Source organism: Campylobacter cuniculorum DSM 23162 = LMG 24588 (assembly GCF_002104335.1).
GTDB lineage: Bacteria > Campylobacterota > Campylobacteria > Campylobacterales > Campylobacteraceae > Campylobacter_D > Campylobacter_D cuniculorum.
Map to the genome: position 1 here is coordinate 1175181 of NZ_CP020867.1, position 11653 is coordinate 1186833.

At 31.8% G+C, this 11653-nt stretch carries 12 protein-coding genes; all 12 read left to right on the forward strand.

Annotated features, from left to right (window positions below):
• Entirely contained in the window at window positions 1–603 is a 603-nt protein-coding gene (pglC, locus tag CCUN_RS05875; protein WP_027305725.1) for an undecaprenyl phosphate N,N'-diacetylbacillosamine 1-phosphate transferase, read from the forward strand.
• A complete protein-coding gene (pglD, locus tag CCUN_RS05880) occupies window positions 590–1189 on the forward strand; it encodes a UDP-N-acetylbacillosamine N-acetyltransferase (protein ID WP_027305724.1) in 600 nt (199 codons plus the stop codon). The genes pglC and pglD overlap by 14 nt, the downstream gene beginning before the upstream one ends.
• Window positions 1186–2346, forward strand: coding sequence for a UDP-N-acetylbacillosamine transaminase (gene pglE, locus CCUN_RS05885; protein ID WP_027305723.1), 1161 nt, complete (start codon window positions 1186–1188; stop codon window positions 2344–2346). Before pglD ends, pglE begins: the two co-directional genes overlap by 4 nt.
• A gap of 1 nt (window position 2347) precedes the next feature.
• A complete protein-coding gene (gene pglF / locus CCUN_RS05890; RefSeq protein ID WP_027305722.1) occupies window positions 2348–4120 on the forward strand; it encodes a UDP-N-acetylglucosamine 4,6-dehydratase (configuration-retaining) in 1773 nt (590 codons plus the stop codon).
• A gap of 130 nt (window positions 4121–4250) precedes the next feature.
• Entirely contained in the window at window positions 4251–4640 is a 390-nt protein-coding gene (locus tag CCUN_RS05895) for a chemotaxis response regulator CheY (protein ID WP_027305721.1), read from the forward strand.
• Window positions 4641–4663: 23 nt separating this feature from the next.
• Window positions 4664–5491: a 50S ribosomal protein L11 methyltransferase gene (locus CCUN_RS05900; RefSeq protein WP_027305720.1), complete on the forward strand. Its 828-nt coding sequence runs from the start codon at window positions 4664–4666 to the stop codon at window positions 5489–5491.
• Window positions 5491–7434 (forward strand): ATP-dependent zinc metalloprotease FtsH, encoded by a 1944-nt coding sequence (gene ftsH / locus CCUN_RS05905; protein WP_027305719.1) that lies wholly within the window; start codon window positions 5491–5493, stop codon window positions 7432–7434. The genes CCUN_RS05900 and ftsH overlap by 1 nt, the downstream gene beginning before the upstream one ends.
• Window positions 7434–8054 carry a phosphatidylserine decarboxylase gene (locus CCUN_RS05910; RefSeq protein ID WP_027305718.1) on the forward strand — a complete coding sequence of 207 codons (621 nt, stop codon included), beginning with the start codon at window positions 7434–7436 and terminating at the stop codon, window positions 8052–8054. Before ftsH ends, CCUN_RS05910 begins: the two co-directional genes overlap by 1 nt.
• On the forward strand, window positions 8051–8776 hold the full coding sequence (gene pssA / locus CCUN_RS05915) for a CDP-diacylglycerol--serine O-phosphatidyltransferase (RefSeq protein ID WP_027305717.1): 726 nt from the start codon (window positions 8051–8053) through the stop codon (window positions 8774–8776). The genes CCUN_RS05910 and pssA overlap by 4 nt, the downstream gene beginning before the upstream one ends.
• A 244-nt stretch (window positions 8777–9020) precedes the next feature.
• The gene (thiH, locus tag CCUN_RS05920; protein ID WP_027305716.1) at window positions 9021–10148 is read left to right on the forward strand and encodes a 2-iminoacetate synthase ThiH; all 1128 of its coding nucleotides are present in this window, start codon (window positions 9021–9023) and stop codon (window positions 10146–10148) included.
• On the forward strand, window positions 10138–10746 hold the full coding sequence (locus tag CCUN_RS05925) for a thiamine phosphate synthase (protein ID WP_027305715.1): 609 nt from the start codon (window positions 10138–10140) through the stop codon (window positions 10744–10746). The genes thiH and CCUN_RS05925 overlap by 11 nt, the downstream gene beginning before the upstream one ends.
• A 36-nt stretch (window positions 10747–10782) precedes the next feature.
• Window positions 10783–11631, forward strand: coding sequence for a YncE family protein (locus CCUN_RS05930; RefSeq protein ID WP_051521705.1), 849 nt, complete (start codon window positions 10783–10785; stop codon window positions 11629–11631).
• The last annotated feature ends 22 nt before the right edge of the window (window positions 11632–11653 follow it).

Consider the following 11653-nt stretch of genomic DNA (forward strand, 5'->3'; position numbering starts at 1 on the left):
ATGTATGAAAAATTCATTAAAAGAATTTTAGATTTTTGTTTGGCTCTATTGCTTTTAGTGCTTTTTTCTCCTTTGATTTTATTTGTGGCTTTGCTGTTAAAACTAACGCAAAAATCTGTCATTTTCACTCAAGAAAGACCCGGATTAAATGAAAAAATTTTTAAAATTTACAAATTTAAAACAATGAGTGATGAAAGGGATGAAAAAGGAGAACTTTTGCCTGATGAATTGCGTTTAAAATCTTTTGGTAAGATAATTAGAACCTTAAGTTTGGATGAACTTTTGCAACTTTTTAATGTTTTAAAAGGAGATATGAGTTTTGTGGGTCCTAGACCCTTGCTTTGCGAGTATTTAAGTCTTTATAATGAAGAGCAAAAACTAAGACATAGGGTAAGACCGGGAATTACAGGTTGGGCACAAGTGAATGGAAGAAATGATATATCGTGGAAAAGAAAATTTGAACTTGATGTGTATTACGTGAAAAATATTTCTTTTTGTTTGGATGTGAAAATTTTATTTCTTACTGCATTTAAGGTCCTCAAACGCAGTGGAGTTAATAAGCAAGGTTGCGTTACAACGGAAAAATTCAATGGAAAAAACTGAAAAAATTTATATTTATGGAAACAGCGGACACGGAGCCGTGTGCGAAGATGTAGCAAGGGCTATGGGCTATAAAGAATGTCTTTTTTTAGACGATAATAAAGGCACTGCTTTTGATGAAAATTTACCAAAACACGATATGTTTATCGCCATAGGAGATAATGCCACAAGAAAAAAAATTTATGAAAAAGTGGTAAAATATGGTTTTAAAGTTGTGAATTTAATCCACCCCAGTGCTGTGATTTCTAGCAGTGCAAGTTTAGCAAAGAGTGGAATTTTAGTCATGCCCTTAGTTGTGATTAATGCTCAATCAAAAATCAGCAAAGGTGTGATTTTAAATTCCTCTTGTGTGATTGAACACGAGTGTGAAATTGGTGAATTTTCACACATTAGCGTCGGAGCTAAAATAGCAGGTAATGTCAAGATAGGAAAATTATGTTTTTTGGGGGTAAATTCTTCTGTTTTACCTAATTTAAGCTTAGCTGATGAGAGCATTTTGGGTGGTGGAGCACTTTTGACTAAGAGTATTGAAAGCAAAGATATTCTTGTTGGAATTCCTGCAAAAACATTAAAAAAGGATAAAAAATGAGATTTTTTCTTTCTCCTCCGCATATGAGCGGCAATGAATTAAAATACATACACGAAGTTTTTAAGAGCAATTATATCGCACCTTTAGGAGAATTTGTTGATAGATTTGAACAAAGTGTGAAGGATTATACTCAAAGCAAAAATGCCTTAGCTTTAAATTCAGCCACAGCAGCCTTACATTTGGCTTTAAGAGTGAGCGGGGTTAAAGAAGGGGATTTGGTTTTAGCCTCTTCTTTTACTTTTATTGCTTCAGTTGCACCGATTTATTATCTTAAGGCTAAGCCTATTTTTATAGATTGTGATGAAACTTTTAATCTTGATATTAATTTGCTTAAAATCGCAATTAAAGAATGCGAAAAACCGCCAAAAGCTTTGATTTTAACACATCTTTATGGAAATAGTGCAAAAATGGATGCTATCCTTGAAATTTGCAAAGAAAATCACATCATTTTAATCGAAGATGCCGCTGAAGCCTTAGGTTCTTTTTATAAAGAAAAAGCCTTAGGAACTTTTGGAGATTTTGGAGTCTATTCTTTTAATGGCAATAAAATCATTACCACTTCAGGAGGTGGAATACTTGTTGGAAAAGATGAAAAACAAATTCAAAAAGCGAGATTTTACAGCACTCAAGCAAGAGAGGATTGTTTGCATTATGAGCATTTAGATTATGGCTATAATTATAGATTGAGCAATGTTTTAGGAGCTATTGGTGTTGCACAAATGGAAGTTTTAGAGCAAAGAGTGCTTAAAAAGCGACAAATTTATGAGTGGTATAAGGAATTTTTATCCAAATATTTTGTTTTTTTAGATGAACTTGAACATTCAAGATCAAATCGTTGGCTTAGTACTGCTTTGATTGATTTTAAACAAGAAGAGCTTTTTAAAGAACAAAAAAGCATTCAAAGCTCACAAAAAGAACTTACTTTGCATCCAAAAATTTCAAAGCTCATCCATGATTTAAAAATTCAAAAAATTGAAGCCAGACCTCTTTGGAAAGCAATGCACACTCAAGGGGTTTTTACATCTCAAAGAGCCTATGTCAATGGAAATAGCGAGTTATTTTTTCAAAAAGGACTTTGTTTGCCAAGTGGCACAGCAATGAATAAAGATGATGTAGAGGCAATTTGCAAAGAGATTTTAAAAAGTATAGAGGCTTAAAATGTATAAAAATAAGAGATTGATATTTTTTTTAAGTTTTGATGTGGTTTTATTTTCTCTTTCAATTTTTTTGGCATTTTCTTTAAGATTTAGCGGAGATATTCCAAGAATTTTTTATGAAGGAATGATAAAAGCGGGACTCATTTTGCTTGTTTTAAAAATTGTATTTTTATTTATTTTTAGAATTTATAAAGTAGCGTGGAGATTTTTTTCCTTGAATGAAGCGAGAAAAATCTTTTTTGCTCTTGCTTTTGCAGAATTGATTTTTTTGCTGATTTTTTATTATTTTAGTGATTTTTTTAATCCTTTTCCAAGAAGTGTTGTTGGGATTGATTTTGTGCTTTCTTATATGTTTATAGGGACTTTAAGGATTAGTAAAAGAATGCTGATTGATTTTAAATCCTCTCAATTTAAAGACGAAAGAATTCCTTGCATAGTTGTAGGGGCAACTTCTAAGGCTTTGCATTTATTAAAAGGTGCGAAAGAAGGAAGTTTGGAGCTTTTTCCTATCGCAGTTGTCGATGCAAGAAAGGAGCTTATAGGAACTTATTGTGATAAATTCGTTGTTGAAGAAAAAAACAAAATTGAAAACTATGTCAAACAAGGCATCAAAACCGCAATTATCGCTTTAAAACTCGAACAAAAGGACTTAAAAAAACTTTTTGATGAGCTTGTTTCTTATGGTCTTAATGATATAAAAATTTTTTCTTTCACACAAAATCAAGCAAAAGACATCAGCATAGAAGATTTACTTGCCAGAAAGCCTAAAGACTTAGATGGAGCTGTGGTGGCTGAATTTCTAAAGGATAAAGTTGTTTTAGTTACAGGAGCAGGTGGGACAATAGGAAGTGAGCTTTGTAAGCAATGCGTTAAATTTGGAGCAAAGAGTCTTATTATGCTTGATCATAGCGAATTTAATCTTTATAAGATTAACGAAGAGCTCGGTGCTTACAGAGAAAAAATCAATCCGGTTTTATTAAGCATTTTAGATGAGGAAGCTTTAGATAAACTCTTAAAAACTTATAAAATTGATTTGATTCTTCACGCAGCAGCTTATAAGCATGTCCCTCTTTGTGAGCAAAATCCTCATTCTGCTGTCATTAATAATATAGTCGGGACAAAAATTTTAAGTGATTTAGCAAAAAAAAATGGGGTAAAAAAATTTGTGATGATTAGCACAGATAAGGCTGTGCGACCTACGAGTATTATGGGTTGTTCTAAGAGGGTTTGTGAGCTTTATACCTTAAATTTAAGCGATGAAAATTTTGAAGTTTCTTGTGTACGTTTTGGTAATGTTTTGGGTTCGAGTGGAAGTGTGATACCTAAATTCAAGGCTCAAATTGCAGCTAATGAAGCTCTGACTTTAACTCATCCGGATATTGTGCGTTATTTTATGCTTGTTGATGAAGCGGTGCAACTTGTTTTGCAAGCTGCAGCAATTGCAAATGGGGGTGAGCTTTTCGTGCTTGATATGGGTGAGCCTGTGAAGATTATGGATTTGGCTAAAAAAATGCTTATACTTTCAAATCGCAGTGATTTGGAGATTAAAATCACAGGTCTTAGAAAGGGTGAAAAGCTTTTTGAAGAACTTTTGATTGATGATAAAGATTTGAAGACTAAATATGAAAGTATCTTTGTAACACAAAGTGAAAAAATGAGCTTGGATTTTTTAAATTCTCAAATTCAAAGATTAAAACAAGATAAAAATATAGCAGAAATTTTAGCTCAAATTGTGCCAGAATTTAAACATAATAAAGAAGGTGAATTAATGTAAAATAAAAAAACGCCTTTAATTAAATAAAAATATAAGCAAAAAATGCTATAATTCAACTTATTTTTAAATTTTTAGTCTTAGTTAAAGCTAAAATTTGGTAAAATTATAAAAAAATCGAAAGGACAAAGTTGTGAAATTATTAGTCGTTGACGATAGTTCTACTATGAGAAGAATCATCAAAAACACTTTAACAAGACTCGGGCATAATGATGTTCTTGAAGCTGAACACGGGGTTGAAGCTTGGGATTTACTTACGCAAAATGATGATGTGAAAGTTTTAATTACAGATTGGAATATGCCTGAAATGAATGGCTTAGAACTTGTAAAAAAAGTAAGAGCCGAGAAGAAATATGAAGACATGCCTATTATCATGGTTACAACTGAAGGCGGAAAAGCTGAAGTTATCACAGCTTTAAAAGCAGGAGTGAATAACTATATCGTTAAACCTTTTACACCACAAGTTTTAAAAGAAAAACTTGAAGATGTTTTGGGTGTAGGAAGTGATACGGCACTTGAATAATAGTCGAACATATTAAGTCAAAAATGGAAAAATTTTATTATGAATTGTTTTTTGAAGTAGAAAAACAATATAAAGACTTGTTTTTTGATTTCGTTTTTGATTTAGGAGTTGAAGCCATAGAGGAAAAAGACGGAGGTGCTTATATACGCTCAAGTGAGAATTTAGAAGAAATATCTTGGGCGTTGGAGCTTTTAGCACAAAAGCTATCAAATTCAAAGATTATTCTTAAAAAGACTCTTGCAAAAAAAGAGAATCAAGACTGGGTAGAAAACTATAAAAAAAGCATTCAACCTATTCTTATTGATGGAATTTATATCCACACGACTTGGCAAGAACCTCAACAAAATCATCTTAATATTCAAATCGATCCGGCTTTAGCCTTTGGTTCAGGACACCATGAAAGCACTTATTCTTGTATTAAACTTTTGCAAAAATTTGCTTCAAAAGGTGCTAAGGTTTTGGATTTAGGATGCGGGAGTGGAATTTTAGCCATCATTTTAGCTAAAATGGGTTGTAAAGTTGATGCCTGTGATACCGATGAATTAGCGGTTAATAGCACTTTAGCTAATGCTCAACTCAATCAAGTGAAATTGCAAAACATTTGGCAGGGTTCTTTAGAAAAAACTCAAAGTAAATATGAATTAATTGTTGCAAACATTATTGCAGATGTCATTTTAATTTTAGAAAAAGAAATTAAAAAGCATTTAAAAGAAAATGCTATACTTATCTTAGCTGGAATTTTGGATAAATATGAGGCAAGAATTAAAAATAAATTTCAAAATTTGGAACTTATTGATGATTTTAAATTCAATGAATGGATAAGTTTAGTTTATCAAAAAAAGGAAAAATGATGAATAATAACAAGCAAAATAATCAAAATAATTCTAAACAAAACCCACAAAATTTTTTCAACAAAAATCCTATTTTTATTTTCGCGATTTTTGCTATTGTGATGGTTGTTGTTTTTAAATTTTTTGATACCGGTAGTTCTTTTAGCGGAGGTTTAAGTGGCAATGAAGCGAGTAAAAATGTTGCATATTCCGAGCTTAAAAAACTTATAGAAAGCGGACAGATTAATCAAGTTAGCATAGGACAAACCACAATCAAAGCGGTTTCTTCTTCTCATAATACCATTTATACGGCTAAAAAGGTCAATGATCCTGATTTGGTGAATTTACTCGATCAAAAAAATATAGCTTATGGTGCGTATTCTGAAACAAATTGGTTTACAGATGTGCTTTTTTCTTGGGTTGTGCCTATCTTTATTTTCTTTGGAATTTGGATGTTTTTAGCCTCTCGTATGCAAAAAAATATGGGCAGTTCTATACTTGGCATAGGAAGCTCTAAAAAACTTGTAAATTCCGAAAAACCAAAGGTAAAATTTAACGATGTTGCAGGCGTTGAAGAGGCTAAAGAAGAGGTGAAGGAGATTGTTGATTTTCTTAAATATCCTGAAAGATATATTAAACTTGGGGCTAAAATTCCTAAAGGACTTTTACTTGTAGGACCTCCGGGTACGGGGAAAACTTTACTCGCTAAAGCTGTTGCAGGAGAAGCGGATGTGCCATTTTTTAGCGTTTCGGGTTCTAGTTTTATTGAGATGTTCGTAGGAGTGGGTGCAAGTCGTGTTAGGGATTTGTTTGAAAATGCAAAAAAAGAAGCTCCTGCCATTGTGTTCATCGATGAAATTGATGCCATAGGCAAAAGTCGTGCAGCAAGTGGTATGATGGGTGGAAATGATGAGAGAGAACAAACTTTAAACCAGCTCTTAGCTGAAATGGACGGCTTTGGGAGTGAAAGTTCTCCTGTGATTGTTTTAGCAGCTACAAATCGCCCTGAAGTTTTAGATGCTGCCCTTTTAAGACCGGGAAGATTTGACAGACAAGTTTTGGTGGATAAACCCGATTTTAAGGGCAGGTGTGAAATTTTAAAAGTTCATATGAAGGATGTGAAAATTTCTCCAAAGGTTAAGGTTGAGGATATAGCAAGACTTACAGCAGGTTTAGCGGGTGCTGATTTGGCAAATATCATTAATGAAGCAGCCCTTTTAGCAGGCAGAGATTCTAAAAGATATGTCGAGCAAAATGATTTGGTTGAAGCTGTTGAGAGAGCCATTGCAGGACTTGAAAAAAAATCGCGTCGCATTAATGATAAAGAGAAAAAAATCGTGACTTATCACGAATGCGGACATGCTTTGATTGCTGAAACAACTAAAGGGGCTAAAAGAGTGAGTAAGGTTTCTGTCATACCTAGAGGTTTAGCTGCTTTAGGTTATACCCTTAACACTCCTGAGGAAAATAAATTTTTAATGCAAAAACACGAGCTTATTGCGGAGGTTGATGTACTCTTAGGGGGAAGAGCCGCTGAAGATGTATTTATCGGCGAAATTTCAACAGGAGCAAGTAATGATCTTGAAAGGGCTACAGATATTATTAAAGCCATGATTTCTATGTATGGTATGAGTGAAATTGCTGGGCTTATGGTGCTTGAAAAGCAAAGAAACACTTTTTTAACCGGTGGGCAAACCATTAAAGATTATTCTGAAAAAATGGCAGAATCTTTAGATGATTATGTTAAAGAAACTTTAGATAAAAGATATACAGAGGTTAAAGAAACCTTAAAAACATATAAAGGAGCCATTGAAACTATGGTTTTGGCTCTGTATGAGGAGGAAACCATCGAGGGAGTGAAGGTTAGAGAAATCATTAAGGAATTTGAAGAAAATAATAATCTCCCAACGCGTTTGCAGGAAATTAAAGAAAGTGAAAAAGAAAAGAGTAAAGAAGAATTATAATGAAAAAAATTGTCGCTAAAGAAGGATATTTAAGCATAGCTTTTATTTTTATTTTATGGATTTTAGTGTGGATATTTTGGAGCTTTTCTTTTATATTGTTTCTTTTGCTTTTGATTTTTTTATTTATTTTTCGCAACCCAAATCGTGAGCTTGTTTGCAATGATAAATCAGCTATTTTATCCCCAATTGACGGAAAAATTACAAAGATTGAAAATTGCAAACATAAGGATTTGGGCGAGTGCATAGAGCTTAGCATTAAAAACGCATTCTATGATTGTGGAGTTTTAAATTCTCCTATGCAAATGCAAATTGAGGAAATTAGACCCAAACATGGACTTTTTTTATGCAATGAATTAGAATCTTCAAAAAAAATGAATGAAAGAATTTTCATTTTAGCCCTTGCACAAGGACAAAGAATTGGCTTGAGAATTTATGCAGGTTCTTTAGATAGAAAATTAAAACTTAATGATATTTCTTATGATGTAAATTGTGGAGATAAAATCGGCTTTTTAATCAATGGTTCAATCCATTTATTATTACCAAAACAATCGCGAATCCATGTAGGTTTGGGCGATTATATTCAATCAGGAAGTTTGTTGGGTTATTTAGGAAAGATATGAATAACAAACTTCAGTTCATCTATGTTTTACCGAATCTTTTTACCGCAGCTTCAGCTTTTTTAGGAGTGATTTCTATCATCTCCTCTTTGCATGGGAATTATCGAGGTGCCTTAATTTATATCATTTTATCTTTAATTTGCGACGGCTTAGACGGACGCGTTGCAAGACTTACAAAAACCACTTCTAAATTTGGAGTGGAATTTGATTCTTTGGCGGATTTAGTGGCTTTTGGAGTTGCTCCTGCTGTACTTTTTTATATGGGTATAGGTGTGAATTTTGGCAGATTAGGTTCTTTGATTACGGCTTTTTTTGTTGTTTTTGGTGCCATTCGTTTGGCAAGATTTAATGTAACTGCACAAACAAATGAATCTTCTGTTTTTATAGGGCTTCCTATTCCTACTGCAGCTCTTGTAAGTGCGATTTGGACTTACGCGTATTTAAGTTATAATGTTTTTAAATTTTATGATCTTGCTTTTTTGATTTTACATGGAATTTTAGGTCTTTTAATGGTAAGCAATATTCGTTATCCAAGTTTTAAAAAGATTGATTTAAGCCGTCCAAATGTTTTAAAAGTTTTAGTGATTTTAATCGTAGTTTTTTCTTTTTTGTATCTTTATCCTCTAGAAAGTCTTTTAATTTTGGTAAGTTCATATGTGCTTTATGGAATTTTAAGAGCTATTTATATGTTTTTTATATTGAGATTTAAAAGGATTAAAAATTAATTTTGATAAAATTTTGCAATTTTTTCACATTCTTGTCTGTCAAAACCCGCTTTAAGTTTTGCTAAAAAGTTAAATGATTAAAAATCATTTTTTTAGCTTTTATGGATAAAAATAAATTCCATTTCCCAAAGTCAATAAAACAAGTCATTTAATGTTTATATAAATTTCTTAGTTTTAAAAGAGTTTATTTTACATTATTTTCAATTTACTTTGGCTAGAATGCTTAAAAAATTAAGGAGAAATTATGCAATACTTTGCTCATATGCAAGAAATTAAAAGTGATATTTTAACTAAGGTTTTAACACAAACTAAAGATTATAATGAAAATGAATTTAACAAAGATGATGTTTTAGATGCTTTAAATAGCGAATATTTGAGCGTAGAAAATTTGAAGGCTTTGCTTTCAAGTGTGGCTGAAGATTTAATCGAGGAACTTGTCTTTAAAGCTGCTAAAATAAAACAAAGATATTTTGGCAATAATATTTCTTTATTCACACCTCTTTATCTTTCAAATTTTTGCAATAGCAAATGCGTGTATTGTGGTTTCCAAAAGGGGAATAAAATTGTAAGGGCTAAACTCAATGAAAATGAAATAAGACAAGAAATGCAAGCGATTTCAAAAACAGGTTTGCAAGAAATTTTAATGCTAACGGGCGAAGGCAGAGAATTTGCAAGTGTTGAGTATATCGCAAGGGCTTGTGAGATTGCAAAAGAATATTTTAAGGTTATAGGGGTTGAAGTCTATGCGATGAATGTCGATGAATATAAACTTTTGCACGAAAAAGGTTGCGATTTTGTTACGATTTTTCAAGAAACTTACAATCCTTTAAAATATTCTAAAATTCATTTAGCGGGTGAAAAAAGCGTGTTTGAATATCGATTCAATGCTCAAGAAAGAGCTTTAAAAGCTGGAATGAGGGGCGTGGCTTTTGGGGCTCTTTTAGGGATTGATGATTTTAGAAAAGATGCTTTAGCAACAGCTTTGCACGCATATTTTTTACAACAGCTTTATCCTAATGCTGAATTTTCTGTATCCATACCACGTTTGCGTCCCATTCTTAATAACGCAAAAATTCATCCCAAAGATGTCAATGAAAGGCGTCTTTTGCAAGTGCTTTGTGCCTATCGTTTGTTTTTACCCTTTGCACACATAACAATTTCAAGTCGCGAAAGAAAGGGCTTTAGAGATGAAGTGATTAAACTTGGAGCGAGTAAAATGAGTGCGGGAGTGAGTGTTGGTATAGGAGAACATATGGGAGAAAAAAAAGGCGATGAACAATTTGAAATCTCTGATAATAGAAGCGTCAAGGAAATTCTAACAATGCTCGAAAATTCAAAGCTTCAAGCTGTAATGAGTGATTATGTGGGATAAAAAAATCGTTGCCATAAGCGATAGAAAATGTGTTGAGGGTGATTTTTTAAAGCATATTGAGCAACTTACAAAGGCAAATATCGATGCTTTGGTGCTTAGAGAGAAAGATTTGAGTGAATTTGAATATTATGATTTAGCTAAAGAGGTCTTAAAAATTTGTGCAAAATCAAAAATTCCGTGTTTTTTGCATTTTTTTGATAGAGAATGTTTAAAATTAGGACATCGTTACTTTCATGCTCCGCTTTGTTTATTGAGAAAAGAACCAAAACTTAGAAAATATTTTCATATTCTAGGAAGTTCTGTGCATTCTAAAGAAGAATTGCTTGAAGCTATGAATTATAAGGTTAATTACGCCTTTGTTGGACATATTTTTCAAAGCTCTTCTAAGATGAATTTAATGCCTAAAGGTTTGAATTTTTTAAAGCAAATGCTTGAATTTAGCAAAATTCCACTCTATGCCATAGGAGGAATCAATGCTGAAAATATCGCTGAATTTAAGGATTTAGATGTGGCTGGAGTGTGCATGAGAGAAATTTTAATGCGTGAGAAAAAACTTAAGGATTATGTAAGCAAATGCAGAAAAAACCTAAAAAATTGATAAATTTTAAAGCACAGATTCAAAAGGATTGATTGTATGAAAAAGATTTTTTGGATTTTTATTTTTATGTTTTCGTTAGCAAATTGTTACGAAATGAAAACAATCTTAGGTTTTAAAAATCCTAAGGGTATTTTTGCAAATGAAAATGTAGTTTTTGTTTCAAATATAGGTGAAAAAACGAATTTTTTGATTAAAGATAAGGGTGGATTCATCTCAAAATTGAGTAAAAATGGAGATATGATTGAGGAAAAATTCATCATAGGACTTGATAGACCAACAGAGCTCACTCAAATCGAAAACACTCTTTTTGTGCTTGATATTGATAAGATTAAAGCTTTTGATGCAAGAACTGGAGAGCAAATTTTTGAATTATTCATTAATAGTAGAAGTGATTTAAATGGCATTAAAAAATTAAACGAAAATGCCTTGCTTGTAGGAGATTTGAGAAATTCAATCCTTTATAAAATCGACCTTCAAACAAGAACTTATGAAGAATTTTTGAAATTAAACACAAATAAATTTGGAAATCTTAGAGATTTTGCTTTAGATTTTGCAAACAACAAGCTTTATATACTAGGGCATGATGAAGAAAATACAAATACCATTATAAGTATATATGATTTAAATAATAAAAATATAAAAATTTTTAAAGAGGAAAAAAACGATTACAATGCTATGATTTTATACGAAAATATGGTTTTATTAAGTGCTTTAGATGAGAATTTAGATGGAAAAATTTATCGTTTGAATTTAAACAATAAAAAAAGCGAAGCTTTAAAACTAAACAATATCCAAACCCCTTCAGGTATGTTTTTAGACAATGAAATTTTATGGCTTACAATTTTAACTCAAGCAAAGGTGCTTAGGATTATATTTAAAAACTGATTTTTAAAAATTTATTTTCATC